At 39.1% G+C, this 17,102-nt stretch carries 10 protein-coding genes and 1 pseudogene; all 11 read left to right on the top strand.

What is annotated here, in order from left to right; genetic code table 11:
• The first annotated feature begins 29 nt into the window (after positions 1-29).
• Positions 30-1,379, top strand: a complete 1,350-nt coding sequence (locus tag G561_RS0106515) for a diaminobutyrate--2-oxoglutarate transaminase family protein (protein ID WP_028858817.1) — start codon at positions 30-32, stop codon at positions 1,377-1,379.
• Between the two features lie 80 nt (positions 1,380-1,459).
• Complete coding sequence (locus G561_RS0106510) at positions 1,460-3,004, top strand: pyridoxal phosphate-dependent decarboxylase family protein (RefSeq protein WP_051584415.1); 1,545 nt, start codon at positions 1,460-1,462, stop codon at positions 3,002-3,004.
• Positions 3,005-3,009: 5 nt separating this feature from the next.
• Positions 3,010-4,812, top strand: a complete 1,803-nt coding sequence (locus G561_RS0106505) for an IucA/IucC family protein (RefSeq protein ID WP_028858815.1) — start codon at positions 3,010-3,012, stop codon at positions 4,810-4,812.
• A 58-nt stretch (positions 4,813-4,870) separates the two neighbouring features.
• The gene (locus G561_RS14140; protein ID WP_037031863.1) at positions 4,871-6,289 is read left to right on the top strand and encodes a lysine N(6)-hydroxylase/L-ornithine N(5)-oxygenase family protein; all 1,419 of its coding nucleotides are present in this window, start codon (positions 4,871-4,873) and stop codon (positions 6,287-6,289) included.
• Positions 6,290-6,436: 147 nt separating this feature from the next.
• The gene (locus tag G561_RS0106495; RefSeq protein ID WP_028858814.1) at positions 6,437-7,045 is read left to right on the top strand and encodes a GNAT family N-acetyltransferase; all 609 of its coding nucleotides are present in this window, start codon (positions 6,437-6,439) and stop codon (positions 7,043-7,045) included.
• Positions 7,046-7,146: 101 nt separating this feature from the next.
• Entirely contained in the window at positions 7,147-8,646 is a 1,500-nt protein-coding gene (locus G561_RS14135; protein WP_051584414.1) for an MFS transporter, read from the top strand.
• A 231-nt stretch (positions 8,647-8,877) separates the two neighbouring features.
• Positions 8,878-10,914 carry an IucA/IucC family protein gene (locus tag G561_RS14130; RefSeq protein WP_081794397.1) on the top strand — a complete coding sequence of 679 codons (2,037 nt, stop codon included), beginning with the start codon at positions 8,878-8,880 and terminating at the stop codon, positions 10,912-10,914.
• 42 nt (positions 10,915-10,956) lie between these two features.
• Positions 10,957-13,134 carry an IucA/IucC family protein gene (locus tag G561_RS14125; protein WP_051584413.1) on the top strand — a complete coding sequence of 726 codons (2,178 nt, stop codon included), beginning with the start codon at positions 10,957-10,959 and terminating at the stop codon, positions 13,132-13,134.
• Between the two features lie 65 nt (positions 13,135-13,199).
• Positions 13,200-13,859, top strand: coding sequence for an RraA family protein (locus G561_RS14120; RefSeq protein ID WP_051584412.1), 660 nt, complete (start codon positions 13,200-13,202; stop codon positions 13,857-13,859).
• A gap of 269 nt (positions 13,860-14,128) precedes the next feature.
• The gene (locus G561_RS0106470) at positions 14,129-16,516 is read left to right on the top strand and encodes a TonB-dependent receptor (protein WP_028858813.1); all 2,388 of its coding nucleotides are present in this window, start codon (positions 14,129-14,131) and stop codon (positions 16,514-16,516) included.
• A gap of 339 nt (positions 16,517-16,855) precedes the next feature.
• Positions 16,856-17,102, top strand: a pseudogene (locus tag G561_RS14115) (IS982 family transposase); the annotation flags it as partial.

The raw sequence follows: 17,102 nt of genomic DNA, 5'->3' as shown, positions 1-17,102 counted from the left end.
TAAGTTATTACAACTATTAGGGATTCACTATGTATCTGTCTTTGTCAGCAAAAAAAAGAAATAACCAAAGTTATCTAAGTCGTCAACATCAGGTCGAATCTGAAGTACTGAGCTATCCGCGTAAATTTCCTTTTGCCATTCAATCCGCTAAAGGTGCCTGGATCACGGATGTTGAAGGTAACAAGTATATCGATTGTTTGTCTGGAGCTGGAACGTTGGCATTGGGGCACAACCATTCGGTAGTAACTGACAGCATTAAGCAATTATTAGATAGCGATATGCCTATGCACACTTTGGATATTACTACCCCCCTAAAATACGAGTTTAGTGATTTTATGTATAAGCTGCTGGCTACTGATAATGCCGAATATTGCTTGCAGTTTTGTGGCCCTACTGGAGCTGATGCAGTAGAAGCAGCACTTAAACTCGCTAAAAAAGTAACAGGACGCTCTAGCATTATCAGCTTTAGTGGGGGATATCACGGCATGACGCATGGGGCACTGGCGGTTACAGGTAATCTTAACCCCAAGCAAGGGATAGAGGGGTTGATGGGGCAGGTACAGTTTTTACCTTATCCAAATACTTATCGTAGTGCTTTTGGGTTGCCGCAACAACAGAGTCTGGATGCCCATATGGCCTATTTTGAAAACTTTCTGACTGATGTTGAAAGTGGGGTTACCAAACCAGCAGCAGTGATATTAGAGGTAATACAAGGTGAAGGAGGAGTAAATCCAGCGCCTATCGAGTGGCTAAAACACGTCCGAAAAGTTACTAAAGAGCTTGATATCTTGTTAATTATTGATGAGGTACAAACAGGATTTTGTCGTACAGGACGTTGGTTTGCTTATCAGCATGCGGATATTGATCCCGATATGATTGTGATGTCAAAAGCAATAGGTGGAGGGTTACCCTTAGCAGTACTAGGTATTAAGAAGCAATATGACAAATGGCAAGCGGGTAATCATTCAGGAACATTTAGAGGCAATCAATTAGCGATGGCTGCAGGGCTTGCTACCTTAAAATATTTAAAAGATAACAATATAGCCGAACAAGTTGCCACGGTGGGTGATTGGTTTATGAGTCAATTACAGCAACTACAACAGAGTGAGCCACGTATTGGGGATATCAGAGGCAAAGGATTAATGATTGGTGTTGAGATTATTAATCCACAATCAGAAAAGCAAGCAGATGGACTTCATCCTTCTGATGGAGAGATGGCTGCAAAAATTCAACAGGCTTGCTTTAAACAAGGTTTAGTGATTGAAAAAGGAGGACGCAACGGGTCTGTACTTCGGTTCCTACCGCCATTGAATATCACTAAATCTGAGCTCGAGCAGGTTTTAAGTAAATTTCAAACGGCTTTAAAAGATACTTACTAAAAAAGAGTTTTTAATAAGTTATTTTTTATTCTGACATGTATTTAGACATGATAGCCCTATAGCCAATAAAGAGGAATGTTTTGCAAATTTTAACCCATGAGAGTAGTGATCAATATCTTGCCGATATCCAGCAAGCAAGTCGTTTGATTAAGCGATGGCTAGATAAAAACAACTTATATTTAGGGGGTAGTTGTGATCAGTTAAAAGACACACTTAATCTTAATATTACTCCCCAAGGCCGTGATAAGCAGGCAATATTCAAAGACATAGAAAAGCAGCTACTGCCTAATTGTGTCGCAACATCACATACGCATTGTTTGGCTCATTTACACCCACCAACTTTAATTATTGGCCAAGTTGCTGAGCTTATTATTTCAGCTACCAATCAAAGTATGGATTCATGGAATCAAAGTCCAGCTGCCACTTATATTGAACAAAAACTTATCGACTGGTTGTGTCAGTTATGTGGCTTTAAAGATAAAACAGGTTTTGAGAAAAATACTGAGGCTGGCGGAGTATTTACCAGTGGCGGTACTCAGAGTAATTTGATGGGACTGCTATTGGCACGCAATCATTTTTATCAACAGAAAGATATTGATATTCAGCGCGACGGTCTAACTGGCCTTGCACCATCATTTATTTTATGTTCAGACCAAGCCCACTTTTCAATTGCCAAAAATGCCAGTTTATTGGGGTTAGGAAGTAATGTGGTAAAGACCATCATCACAAATGATAAGGGTGTAATGGATATTGAAGAGCTTAAATCTCAAGTTGAGAGGTATGGCGCTGATAATATCATGGCTATCGTAGCGACAGCAGGAACAACCGATGCCGGAGCGATAGACCCTTTACCAACTATAGCGGAGGTGTGTCAGCAACATAATATCTGGCTACATGTTGATGCTGCATGGGGTGGGGCTTTACTTTTATCGCAGCGTTATCAAGATTGGGTTGCGGGTATCAATCAAGCAGACTCAATTACTCTTGATTTTCACAAACACTTTTTCTTACCTATTAGCTGTGGCGCATTTTTGTTAAAAGACAAACATCATTTTTCAAGCATTCGTCAACATAGCGATTATTTAAACCCCAGTGATGATGATCAAGACAATATTCCCAATTTGGTGACTTATTCACTTCAAACCACACGTAGGTTTGATGCCTTAAAACTGTGGCTAGCCCTCGATTTATTAGGTACCAATGGTTATGGCGAGCTGATTGATAAATGCATTGATACTGCCCAGCAAGCAGCCGATATGATTGATATACATCCTGACTTTATTCTGGTGCAAAAGCCCATAATTAGCAGCGTTCTATTTTATTACTCCCCACAACAAATAGAGTTAAGTGGTATCAATCCATCAAATCAACAAAGTATAAAGGGTTTAGATACAAAGCTATCAAAAAACAAATTAACCATTTTAAATAAAAAAATCGCCCAACAACTACTAATTAATAATCAGGCCAATATTGCAACTACTGAGTATAAACAGCAGTTTTGCCTTAAGTTTACGATTTTAAACCCTGAAACGCAGCTATCGGACATCAAAAATATTTTGGATGACATCAGGGTAATGGGTAAGGCAATTATCAATAAAAATAATTTGAAAAATAATCAAGGATAAAAAAAATGATTCAACAAAAAACTCTCGATCGATTGGTGCTACAAAATCTAATAAACACTTATGCGTTTGAAACACAGCAGGGCAGAGTAATTGATATCGAGCAACAAGATGCACAGCAAAAACAACTGTCTCAGGGCAAACCTATTTTAGAGTTCACACTCGAGCCTTTAAACGTCACGATGGCAGTTACTTTAGATAAAGTAAGCAAGTTGGGGCAACATCGCCTAGCTGATACTCCTTTTATTCTACAAGAAGAATCATGGAAGAAACTGACACCAGTTAGTGTGGCTGCGCTAATCATTGAAGACTTAGCTTGTCGTCAAAACAATGATGCGGTTCAGAATGGCATTATTCTTGATAGTAATGGCGTGATGAAACGCTGGATTGAGAGTTATGAAGGGCTAAAAACTATTTTGGAACATCGCAATGATGAGATGGATGACATTATTAAAGAGGATTTAAACTTTATAGAAACCGAGCAAAATCTTATCTATGGTCATGCTATGCATCCAACACCAAAGGGCAGGGCGGGATTTTATGATAAGCAGTGGGCACAATATTCGCCAGAGACTAAGAGCCAAACTCAATTACATTATTGGTTGGTAGATCCAAAGTATATCGCTGAAGATTATGTTGATGGAGATAGCATAAGTACCACATTAAAAGAGAAGCTTATTGAGAACAGTGGCGACACTAATATAAGCAATTATCAAAATGCGTTACTTAAGCAATACCCCAACTATAAATTATTACCTCTGCACCCTTGGCAAGCAAAGTTTTTACAACAACAAGATTGGTATCAGCGTTTACTTGAGCATGGCGAATTGTTCGATATAGGGGAGATGGGCTGGTATTTACACCCAACCACATCAGTACGCACATTAGCTTCATTTAAAGCGCCTTGGATGTTTAAAGTATCTTTATCGGTAGCTATTACCAATTCAGTGCGTATCAACTCATCGAAAGAATGTTACCGAGGTATGTACGCTTGCCGTATATGGCGCAGTGACTATGGTAAACAATTAAAAACTCAGTATCCCACTGTTGAGGTGCTAAATGATCCCGCTTGGATAGCCCTTACTATAGATGGCTCTATTGTTGATGAAACCATCTGTATTTTACGTGACAATCCTTTTGATGCTAAATCCTCTATTACAAATTTAGCAAGTTTGAGTCAAGACCATCCAATGCGTTTAACCAATCGCTTTGCTACTTTATTTGAGGCCATTCATAAGCGCACCAATGAGCCTCTACCTCAAATAGCACGCCAATGGTTTGATACTTATTTAACAGTCGCTTTTGTTCCACTTATCCAGATGTATTATCAGCATGGTTTTGGCTTTGAGGTGCATCAGCAAAATAGTCTTATTGAGTTAAAAGATGGATATCCTACTAAGTTTTGGGCACGTGATAATCAAGGCTTTGGCTATATTGCTGAGTATGCGGCAGCGTTAATTGATGCCAATCCACAGCTCATCAATGAAGCTGAATGCGTTATCCCTGAAGATTTTGCAGATTCACGAGTGACCTATTATTTGGTTGGCAATAGTATCTTTGGCTTAATTACCGCTATTGCTCGTACAGGTTTAGTTAGTGAAGAGCTGCTTTTAGAGCAGTTCAAGCAGTGTCTGCAAACCCTTGAACAACAGTTCCCACATCGCTCACTATTTGACCTGTTGTTACGCAGTCCGACCCTACCTTTTAAGGGTAATCTATTGACACGGTTATATGCGCTAGATGAATTAACCGCCCCTGTCGAAACACAGTCAGTCTATGTTGAAATCCCCAATCCATTAGTGGCGGGTTAGAACAAATAGATAAGATGAATAGATAATAAATGACGACTATAAAAATGTGGAGCGAATGATGTTAGATCTTATTGGTATAGGTATTGGGCCATTTAATTTATGTTTGGCTGCGTTAATAGATAAGCAGCCAACACTGAGTAGTAAGTTTTTTGAAAAAAAACCAAACTTTGATTGGCATAAGGGAATGATTCTGCCACACACCACTTTGCAGGTTCCGTTCATGGCAGATTTGGTGACCCTTATTGATCCCACCAGTCGTTATAGTTTTTTAAACTACTTGCATCACCATCACCGCTTATTAAAGTTTTATTTCCTTGAGGATTTCAAAATTTTCCGTCAAGAATACAATGACTATTGCCAATGGGTAGCTGGGCAGTTAGACAGCTTGGTATTTGACACGGAAGTAGTAGATGTTGCTCTTATGGAGGAACAAGCGGGCTATGTCGTACGTGTTAATGAGCAAGGAGAAATAAAAACCTACCATGCCAAAAATATAGTCATTGGCACAGGTACCCAGCCAACCCTGCCAGCGGTGTTGCAGTCATTGGCAGATAAAGCACCACATCGCTGTATGCACACAGCAGACTTTGCAAATCTCTTCAATTATGAGCAAATAAAACAGTCAGATACCCCGCCTAAAGTATTAGTATTGGGCTCAGGTCAGTCTTCAGCTGAAGTGTATCGAGCTTTATTTGATCAGCAGCTTGATCCTTATGGTCAGCCTAAGTTTCAGTTAGATTGGTTTACCCGTTCTGCTGGCTTTTTCCCAATGGAGTATTCACCTCTAGGACTTGAACATTTTAGCCCGGCATATACAGATTATTTCTATCATTTACCAGATAGCACCAAATATTCTTTATTAAAAAAACAAGACCTTCTTTATAAAGGTATGGGCTTTAGCACTATCAGAGATATTTATAGTCGACTTTATGAGCGTAGTATTGCCAATCAGCCAACCCATTCAAACTTGCTTGCACACTGTGAAGTAATTGATGCAAAGGCCGTAAATGATGATTCTGATAAAAATAATCATGATCTAAAACTACAGTTGACTGTAAAGCAGCGCGAGCAGCAGCGTCAGTTTACAGCCCAGTATGACTGCGTTATCGCTGGTACCGGCTATCGCCATGGACTACCCAGATGCTTTGATTCATTACTGCCCTATATCGAACATAATGAATTTGATCAACCTAAGATCAACCTAAATTATACCTTGGAATTTAAAGATGACAGGGTACCAAAACTCCAGCGACAAACACCTCAAGATGCGCATAAAAATAGGGTAGTGGGCCAAGTTTTCGTGCAAAACCAAGAAATTCATTCACATGGTGTTGGGGCGCCAGATTTGGGTCTAGGTGCTTATCGGGCGGGATATATTATTAACCAGTTACAAGGAGAACAAGTCTATGACACCAAAGCCCTCAGCGTGTTTCAAGACTTTGGTATCTCGGATTGTAGACCATCACTAAGTGACTAGTCTTTAAATAACTATGTTTAAAACGCAGGGTTTAAAAAACAGGACTTAAAACACAGGGATTTAATCGTATCTGTAATAGCAAAAGACTTGTATTTTTAAACCCTAACGTATTCATTTTTTTACTGAAACCTATTTGTAGGGCCTTATATGCTAACCATTGCTCAAAGTTTACCCGATAGATTCTCCGTTGATGCCAATCAAAAAAAGTTCGGATTACGTCCCGTTAATTATCCTGAAGATATGCCTATGTTGTATCGCTGGATGCATGCAGAACATGTGGTGGAGCAGTGGCAACTGCATTTGCCAATGCCTCAATTAAAGGTACATTTTGAGAAAATGATTGTCGATGACCATCACCGTCTTTACATCGTGTTATGCGATGACAGACCTATAGGTTATACCGAAATCTATGAGGCTTACCGTGATCGTTTGTCTTTATATTACAAAGCAAAACCCACCGATATGGGATGGCATATTTTAATCGGCGAGACGGATTCTGTAGGTCGTGGCTATATTAAACCGATAGGTATGATGATTTCTAGATTCATTTTTGAGCATACGGACGCCAAAAAAATTGTCACCGAACCGGATAGCAAAATTGAGGTATACAAATGGGTAACTGACAGATTTGCTTATAAAATTCAAAGGTTAGTCGATATGCCAGAAAAAAAGGCTGCCCTTTATTTTTGTCATCGTGATGAGTTTTATAAATCTAGAGGTTATTTGGGTTTTTATGGCGAGACTTTAGAATCCTGAAGTCAATTCAAGTGAGCCATTTTTTCAAATGAGCCGTATTTTATTAAATTTGCACCACTGTCATTGCACTCTAATGATACTAATAGTACTAAGCCCTTATCATGACAAATAATTTACAGCAGCGCCATGCCCCTTCTGAAGGTAGTAACTCTGGAGTTCTCAACCCCAGCCAAGTACGCTGTGTACTTTGGACCTTATTGCTAGGGGGTACTGTGGTGAGCTTTAGCAATAGTGCTCTAAACCCCGCTATTCCAATATTTATGTCGGTGTTTTCGGTGGATATTGTAATGGGTGGCTGGGTACTAAATGGCTATGTATTAGCGATGAGTGTAGGGTTAATGCTCAGCGGTTACTTAAGTAAAAACTTTGATTTTAAGCGAATATATGTCGCTGCGATTATCGGATTTATGGCAGGGTCACTACTAGGTATGCTGGCCACTAGTATGGCATCTATTATTGTGGCTAGAGCTATTCAAGGATTATCAGGTGGCTTAATCATTCCATTATCCATAGGTATGCTGTACCAAATTTATCCTAGCAATAAGCAAGGCCAAGTGATGGCATTGTGGGGCATTGTAATTATGCTGTCCTTAGCACTAGGTCCCTTGGCGGGTGCTTATCTAGTGGCACATTTTGAGTGGTGGACTTTATTTGCCATAACGATACCCCTTAGCATACTGGTAATTGCCATGACCCTGTGGTGGGTTCCGTCACTGCCTAAATCGCAAATACATAACGACCTGCATAAAGCTGCACCATTTGATATGAAAGGCTTTCTCGCACTGATTTTATGGCTAATGGCACTAACATTATGGCTGAATACGCTAAAGTCGCACCTAGTAATAGGTCAACTTGGGTACATGGTGGTATTTATTATCACTGCTAGTATTTGGTGGCGCTATGAGCTTAAACACACTAATCCCTTACTTAATGTGAGATTATTTGCTAATAAAACGTATTTGCATAGCATTATTTTGAGTATCACCCAGACCCTTGGAATGATGATGGGGCTTTTATTCCTCCCTATAATTATCCAAGAAGTGATGCATAAAAGCGCAATATGGACAGGTGTGGTGTTAATGGTAGCAACTTTAATTACCAGTATAACAACTCATTTTGCCGGCAATATTGTCGATAAACAGGGCGCTAGAAATATAGGTAGTGCTGGTGTCATTATTTGTGGTGTAGCAATGATATTGCTCAGTGTTTGTCTGTTCGATCCCAATATTTGGGTGATTATGCTGATTATGAGTATACATGGCGTGGGTGTAGGACTGGCTTATTTACCTACCACAACAGTTGGTCTGGGTAGTTTAAATAAACACTTAGTTACTGATGGTGCAGCGCTAAACAACATCAGTCGTCGCATCCTATCAACAATTTTTATTACCCTAGCTACTTTATATATCAATAGCGGCGGGTTTGAGTTGCTAACCAAACTCTTATCCAATTTAGACATGCCAGGTTTATTGGCTAATCCTTTAGTTAGTCCATTAATAGCTCCTATGCAAGAGGTGTTCTTTGCACTGGGGATTATGATGATAGTAACGCTAATATCTGCACGCAGTTTACCCTCATCAAATTCGTCTGATTATCATTAGTAATGGACGATTAATACCCTAAGTTTGCGATTAAAAGTAGTATAAATACGGATTAGGGGAGGTAGTCAGTGCTACTGAATAAATATAAGTATAAGTATAGTTTTACCCATCAATGATAATAAATATTATTTACATTATCTTTATCTTTTATAAATCAATTTATAAACCCTTATTAATTTATAAGATTAGACACTAATAAGTTTTCATAAAAAGTTTAATAGGAAGATACCCATGCAGCAATCAGAGCCTAGTTATAATTCAAAAAATGTTGATCATCATCAGCAAAATCTACCAGACTTATTACAACCAAGTTGGCCATGGCAAAACCCATTAGTGGACCATTGTTTAGACCAAACCAAAGAGAGTAGCGGTAGGGTAGATAATAGTGTGATGGACACGCGCTTTGAGGTGCCAAGAGTATTGTCCAAACAGCGGATGAGTGATATAGAACAGCGGGTTATCAAACAATTATTACAAGCTTTATTGTTTGAAGATATCGTAGATTACCAGCTCAGTCCAATAGCAACTAGTGAAACTAATCCGTTACATACTGTTGTTATTAAGGTATCTGATGAAATTAGCTATGTAGCCCAAGGTCACATTCATTATAGCTTTGATCTGATTCGCTTTAATGAGGCAGAAGTAATGCGCGTACAGCATGATAACACGCAGCCTGCGACACTAGAGTGTGTAATTAATGACGTTATATTAAACATCAAGGCACTTGCTACTGATACTGCACAAGCCAATACAGCAGATAACAAGTTACCAAAGCTTGTAGATTCCTTCATTGAAGAGTTACGCCATACCTTAATCAATGAAATTCAAGCGCAAGCAATGACACCATTTGTGGCTACTGATATTAATGCATTGACCTATCCGCAGCTGGAGGGCTACTTGATGGCAGGGCATCCATATCATCCATGCTTCAAATCTCGTATTGGATTTAATATTACTGATAATTATTTCTATGGCCCAGAGTTTGCGCATGATGTGCCTGTTGTATGGTTGGCAGTAGAGCGCAGTATATTGGTCAGTAATAGTGTTGAATCGATAGCTATTAACCAATGGATAAAGCAATACTTAGGCGATGATGCTTATAGTGAATTGGTTGATAAATTACAAAACATGATCACTACTGAGACTGAGTATGGTTTGATACCAGCGCATCCCTGGCAATGGCAAAATACGCTAATTTACGCACTGCAACCTTTAATAAACAGCCAAAAGGTAATTTATTTAGGTCCGACATCCTCAGAATACCGGGCTCAGCAGTCTATACGCTCATTAACTATGCTAGCGGAGGATAAGCCATATCTCAAATTAAGTATGCACATGGTGAACACCTCTAGTACCCGCATACTTGCAAAACATACGGTAATGAATGCTGCCATAGTTACCCAATGGCTTAACCAATTGATTGCAGAAGATGAGACAGCACAGTTATTAAATTTTGCATTTTTGGGTGAGACGATGGGGATTAGTTTGGATCATGAGAAATTGAGAGAACAAGGCTATCAGCACCCTAATATTTATGGCGGTCTTGGGGCAATTTGGCGAGAAAATGTGAGTCAGTATTTACAATCCAATCAACAAGCATTTCCCCTAAACGGAGTAAGTTATATAAATGCTGACGGTAGTTTACTTATCGACCCTTGGCTTAAAAAATATGGGGTTGATAGTTGGGTTAAACAGCTGGTTAAAGTGACCACATTACCTATTATTCATATGCTATTTGCTCATGGTATAGCGCTTGAATGCCATGCCCAAAATATTGTTTTGGTACATGAAAATGGATATCCGGTTAAAGTGCTATTAAAGGATTTGCATGATGGGATTCGTTACTCTCCAGAGCATCTAACCAGGCAAGATCTGCGTCCTCAATTCTTTAGTTTACCTGCTGTGCATGCCGCTTTAAATAGAGGTTCATTTATCGAAACTGACGATACTGATGGCATCCGTGATATGACAGTAGCCTGCTTGTTTTTTGTTGCATTTGCTGACATGGCTATCTTTTTGCAAACCCATTATGGCTATTCAGAACAGCTGTTTTGGCAGCATGTGGCACAGTGTATTTTAGATTATCAGCATAACCATCCTGAACATCAAAGTCGTTTTGAGTTATTTGATGTCTTTGCTGAGCAAACCCGTATCGAGTCTTTAGCCAAAAGACGGCTGTTTGGTGATGCGGTATTCCCCATAAAATATATTAATAACCCGCTATACAAAGTAGTGTGTAACGATACTAATGACAATAAAAACCTTTAACAGAAACGACTTTTTTAATTAATAGCAAAAGAGATAAATGCTATGTTGAGCCTATTTCCAGTACAAACAAAAGACCATTTAGAGGCTAAAGAAATAACCCAGTGGCAATTGATAAACCAGCTATTAGAGTGTTGCCAACTTGAACAGTGGCTAACTCCTGATAAAGTCACCTATACCTGTAGCGGTGAGTATTTTGGTAAATCATCCCAGCAACAGAGCCAAAAAAACAGTCCTTTTTATCTTAATAATCAAGAGCTATATACCCAGCTGCAACAATTAACCCTAACTTATAATAAAGAGTTTGCGGCTGCCCTGTGTAATCACAACACGCCAATGGTAGTGCTTAGATTGTCTAATGATGAGCAGTTACTGCTGTTGACTAACCCACGTCACTGTTCAAAGTGGCAATTAAAGAAAGCTTGTTTGCCTATTTTGTTTACGCCTTATGATCCTTGTATCAAGGATACGCAGGATAGGGACAAAACTGGTAATAGCGCAAGTCAATCTGACACTAAGTTTGATAGGCAGTCACAGGTGATTGATTCAGCTGAGCAATTATTGTCTTTGTTATTACTAGCTATGGATGAAAAAAACACGCTATCTGATGACGGTATTGTAAAGTTGAAGGAGAGCTTGAAAGCGTCATCTTTGGGACAGCAGTGGTCAGCGCTGGCCTATATAACTCCATTGGTTTATAACCAAGAGCATTGGTATCAAACCCTTATTGCTTCCGAACGATGGGCATCTTTAGCAGACCGCCCGTTTCATCCTTTAGCAAAAGGTAAACTTGGCTTTAAGCAGCAGGATTATCAGCATTATATGGCTGAATTTAGTGAACCCATTTATCTAAATTGGGTAGCAGTAGATAAAAAACATCTTATGTTTTCTACCTTATTAGATCAAATAGAGCTTATTAAGACGCCTGCTCAGTATTTACTTAACCCTCATCAGCAACAAAATTTGCAACAAGAATTACAAGCACGAGGGGTTGTTGATAGCCATATTGCTATTCCGGTACATCCTTGGCAAATGGCTAACGAAATTGATAAATTCTTTAGTGATGATTTGTCAAATAAGGCAATAGTTAAACTACGCTTTAATCAGTTAGCAAGTTATGCAAGTTCATCAATGAGAAGTATGCTGCTATGTGCTGATACGCCTTATAGCATTAAACTACCACTTGGTATATATGCTTTAAATTCCAAGCGATACTTGCCAGCCTTAAAGCTAATTAATGCGGAGAAAAACCAAGCCCTGCTATCACGTGCCCAACAGCAAGATGCCATTTTAGATAAACAAATGTGGCTATGGGATGAGCGTTTATGGTGGGGGTATATGCCTCCCGAACACCGTGATGATAAAAGTTCAACCAACCCCTGCTTTTACCAAGAAAAGCCCACGCATCTTGGAGTATTGTTGCGCTGCCTTCCTGAAGAATTATGTGATGATTCAGTGCGACTATTACCCATGGCAAGCTTGGGAATGATGGTATATCAACAGCAATCTTCTTACCATATCTTTGACGAGCTGTTACAAGGCTTTGGAAGTTTACAAGGAACTACAAGTCAATTAAGCAATGAGTCTCAATACCAGACCGAAACATTCACTACTACGCAGGCAAGCGTTATCAGCTACTTTAGCAATCTTTGCCAGATTTTTTTAGGCACGATGCTGCGCTGTATTCGTCTTGGTTTTGTACCTGAGTTACATGGCCAAAATGTGCTTATGGTGATAAAAAACAATCGTTTTAGTGGCGTATTATTGCGAGATCATGATTCGGTACGTATTCATCTACCTTGGCTGGCTCGGCATCAAATAGACGATCCTCAATATTTGAGCCCACCTAATTTTAGAAATAGATTATACAGAGATACCCCTGAGGCACTGATATTTTACTTAAAGTCCTTGGGCATATTAGTCAATATTCGTGCCATTATCGAATCGTTAGTGGAGCATTATAAATTAGAGGAAGTCGCACTGTGGACAATAGTTAGAGAAATAATAGAACAGACATTAGAGCGTTTAGACTTTGATAACGATCAATACCTGGTACTTAAGCAATGCTTGTTAGACAGTCCCTTTTATCCCCATAAAACATTGATGCTGCCTGTCATCGAACGGGGACAACAAGCACATGGCAGTATGCCTTCAGGTGAGAGTATGGTGACAAATCCTATATCCATACAAGCGCTTGATATTCAAAGTCGTTCAAGCAGCTAAGCTAGTTTACCTTAAGTAGTGATTGACAAGGCATATGAAACTTTTACTCAACTATAGGACAAAAAATGACAAATTTTGTTTCAGACTCTCTTATTGCCGCGTATCAGAAAATTGATACCTCAACTATAGGTCACCTGACAGAGCAAGGGTATCTAGTAGGAATAAAGCCTATACAGGACTGTAATCAAAGTTTGGCTGGTCGAGTTGTGACGGTGCGATTAAATTCAGATAATACCGACATGATTAATGAAGCATTACGATTGGCACATACCAAAGACGTATTGTGTATCGATGCGCAGATATTAGGTAATAAAGCATGTTGGGGGGCTTTACGCACTTGTGCTGCTATATTTGAACAGTTAAGCGCTGTAATTGTATTAGGGAAAGTAACAGACTCTAAAGCTTTGAAACAGTTAGGATTTCCGGTATTTGCATCGGATATCAGTGCTTTGACCACTCACAAATCTATAGGTGAACAGGGTGAAATTAATTGCTGTTTAAAATACCAAACAGATGATAACAACACGGTTACTATAAATTCAGGCGATGTGGCAGTAATGGATAACGATGGGGTATTTATCCTACCATTACCAGTTGCAGAATCTTTAATAAAAGACTGTCAGCAAAAGCAGCAAAAAGACGATGCAAAACTACAGTTATTTATGGATGCTTATAAAAATAATGAACTGGATCAAATAATTAAAAAACTTAAAGCTGATAAATAAAATTAAAGAAATTACATTATCTTCCTATAAAAGCCTAGAAATAAGAATGATTATTGTTTACAATGCGATTATTATTTACGTAATTAGTACTATTAGTATTACTGTGGTATTAATCGTAACTATGTTTCATTCTGCAATATATTCTTACTTTAATTTAGTAAATTTTGATGAGATATAGGGCTATTGATCTGTTCATCATTTATTAGATAAGGGTAGAGAGGATATAAGTAAGCAGCCTTGAGTCAAATCCACAAAGAGAAAACAATGTCATGAAAAAAAATCACCTCGTATTATCTGTTCTCAGTCTATGTATTAGTCAACAGCTTTATGCTCAAACAGATACATTAATCAACGATACTCAAAATCAACAAAATATAGATAGCTATAATTCAACTGATTTAGAAGAGAAGCAGATGCCTTCTGCTATCTTCGAGACTATCAAGGTTAAAGATAAAGCAAAAACGGGTATAGCTTTGGCTCAAAAGATTAGTGAAATGCCGGCTGTGACTCAAGTCATTACAGAAAATGAAATTCATGCCCAATCTGCTGGTAGTCGTACCACAGGTGAAATATTGGCTCAATTAATCCCAAGCTTAGGTACAACCAGTGGGTCGACCAGTAATTATGGCACAACTATGCATGGACGACCTGTGCAGTTTTTATTAAATGGTGTGCCCTTAACAGGGTCACGTAATTTATCTCGTGAGCTTAATAGTATTGACCCCGCACAACTTGAGCGTGTAGAAGTATTATCAGGAGCTACCAGTATTTATGGGTCAGGTGCTGCAGGGGGGTTAATTAACTTAGTTACTAAATCAATGGATGGGTATGGATTTAAAGGTCAAACCCGTATTGGTATGAGTAGTGCACGTGATTTTGACTCTGATTCACTGGGTCATAAAGTAGGTCAAACAATGGCTTACGGTGGTGAAAGTGTGTGGGGCCGTTTGGATGTAGATTATGAAGACAAAGGGGGTCAATTTGATAGCCATGGTCGTCGCATCAGCCCAGACGTCAATCAAACCGATCAACAAGATACCCAGTCTTTAAGTGTGAATGCCAATATTGGGGCAAATATTGATGACTCACAAAGTATAGATTTGGCGGTTACTTATTATAAAGATGAGCAAGACACAGACTATGGGCCAGATTACGGCGATAATTTAAAGGTATTGCTTGGAAAACAAGAGCCGTCTCTTCGTGCTGTGGATGGAGCTCATGTTAAGCATCAACCCGAGACTCGCAAAACATCTGTTAATTTAAGCTATAACAACGATGATTTTCTAAATTCAAATCTGAATATTACAGGTTATTATCGAGATGAAAAAGGACGTTTTTACCCCTCTGGTAAAACTGTAGACGAACAAGCAGCCCAGATTTGGGCAGCTAACGGAGTTACTGATAAAGATAAAATTAAAAAATTAGCTGGTGCCGCTGTTATTGTTGCTCAATCTGAGGCAGATATTGAAGTAGCTGGTTTGCGTGCAGCTATGCAAACTGAGATTGATTTGGGGAACAAACCAACATTGATAAGCTACGGTGCCGACTTTGAGCGTGAAAAAAGTGAGCAGACATATTACGGCCAGGACTTTAATAAGTTTTGGGCTAGTAATGGCTTGGTGTCTACACCTGATGGTCAAGCCTATAATGGCGGTCCTGATACGACAACTGATAAGTATGGCATCTTTGTCAATGGTGATATTGATTTGAGTGACAAATGGCATGCCAGTGCAGGGGTTCGCTATCAAAAAATAAAAGCTGAGACAGATCGCTTTGTGCCGCTTGCAGAACAAGTATTAGAGAATTATTTTAATGACCCTAGTATTGCGCCAAAAGCAGCTGCTTACGGTATTGATTATAAGGCCGGTTATGTTGAACCCGGAGATACCAATCATCACAAGACTTTATTCAACATAGGCACCAGTTATCAAATTACACCAGAAGATCAAATCTTTGCTAATTTCTCACAAGGATTTACTACCGCTGATCTTCAGCGAGCACTCCGTGATGTGCGTGGAGGGTTTGTGGTAAATTCTGACAATGTTGATCCTATTGAAGTTGATAACTATGAACTAGGCTGGCAAGGAACACATGGCAATACACAAGCCAGACTTAGCGGGTTTTATAATGAGTCGGACAAAACCGTTCGCTTTAACGACGATTACACAGTTGAAGTGATCGATACCGATGAGCGTGTGTATGGTGCGGAAGCATCAATTAGCCAAAAACTCAATAATAACTGGCAACTGGGCGGCACACTTGCCTATACCCGTGGTCAATACAAAAAAGATGGCGAGTGGTTAGAGCTGGGTGCGGATCGTTTAAGTCCATTAAAGGGAACGGCTTTTGCACAATATAACTTCGATGAAGGCAGTAATATTCGCTTACAAGCCTTGGCTATTGGAGGTTCTGATAGAGCATTTAAGGATCAAAAAAAGGACAGCGACTCGAGTGCCAATGCAATTTCAGGTTATGCCACCTTTGATTTGTTAGGTCAGGTGCAATTGGGCGAGGGTAAAGGTAAGGTTGATTATGGTGTTTATAATCTACTTAATAAAGACTATATAAACGTTTACCATCAGGCTAACTATGGAGCGATGAACCGTTTACCATCACAAGGTACCACCTATGGGATAAGTTATACAATCGATTATTAATCTTTAAAAGCAGCTAATATAATTATAATATAGTCTAACTAAGCCCTATAAGTTGAACACAATTTATGGGGCTTAATTCATTTTAGCTGTTCCAATAATCTTAAATTAATAGGCTCTCAGATTTGCACAGAATAGTTAAAGCAGGGTAATAGTCCTGCTCTATGCAAATCTGAGACTAAGCTTTTAGGCGAATATTCATACAAAAAGATTGAGGCATCTAATTAATATCTACATATACCAATCGAACAGTTACCCCACTCTCAACACTTTTAGGGGTTGAAAAAAAATGACACCTCACTATCCTTAAAGTTTTCGACCAAGAAGACCAAGGACAATGAGATGCCACTTGACGAATTTATCATTAATATCTATCTGATGGTAGAGCAATATTACAACTTAGTCGTTCAAAAACCGTTAAGAAGAGGCGGATTTGCGCCTAAACTTAGCGATACTGAAATTATATGTATGGAGCTAGTTGGTGAGTTTATGGGCATGGATCAAGACAAACAAATCTGGCAATATTTTAAAAACCACTGGCTGTCTTGGTTTCCAAACCTTGGCTCTTACCCTAACTTTGCTAAACAAT

The sequence above is a fragment of the Psychrobacter phenylpyruvicus DSM 7000 = NBRC 102152 genome (assembly GCF_000685805.1).
Classification (GTDB): Bacteria; Pseudomonadota; Gammaproteobacteria; order Pseudomonadales; family Moraxellaceae; genus Psychrobacter; species Psychrobacter phenylpyruvicus.
The sequence above is the reverse complement of the archived record's forward strand: the minus strand, read 5'-3'. Positions and strand labels throughout refer to the sequence as shown.

What these genes read in the sequence shown, in the direction of transcription:
- G561_RS14120 (WP_051584412.1), top strand. Translation starts at nt 13,200, where the DNA reads ATGACAAATTTTGTTTCAGACTCTCTTATTGCCGCGTATCAGAAAATT.
- G561_RS0106515 (WP_028858817.1), top strand. Translation starts at nt 30, where the DNA reads ATGTATCTGTCTTTGTCAGCAAAAAAAAGAAATAACCAAAGTTATCTA.
- G561_RS14125 (WP_051584413.1), top strand. Translation starts at nt 10,957, where the DNA reads ATGTTGAGCCTATTTCCAGTACAAACAAAAGACCATTTAGAGGCTAAA.
- G561_RS0106470 (WP_028858813.1), top strand. Translation starts at nt 14,129, where the DNA reads ATGAAAAAAAATCACCTCGTATTATCTGTTCTCAGTCTATGTATTAGT.
- G561_RS14135 (WP_051584414.1), top strand. Translation starts at nt 7,147, where the DNA reads ATGACAAATAATTTACAGCAGCGCCATGCCCCTTCTGAAGGTAGTAAC.
- G561_RS0106495 (WP_028858814.1), top strand. Translation starts at nt 6,437, where the DNA reads ATGCTAACCATTGCTCAAAGTTTACCCGATAGATTCTCCGTTGATGCC.
- G561_RS0106505 (WP_028858815.1), top strand. Translation starts at nt 3,010, where the DNA reads ATGATTCAACAAAAAACTCTCGATCGATTGGTGCTACAAAATCTAATA.
- G561_RS14130 (WP_081794397.1), top strand. Translation starts at nt 8,878, where the DNA reads ATGCAGCAATCAGAGCCTAGTTATAATTCAAAAAATGTTGATCATCAT.
- G561_RS14140 (WP_037031863.1), top strand. Translation starts at nt 4,871, where the DNA reads ATGTTAGATCTTATTGGTATAGGTATTGGGCCATTTAATTTATGTTTG.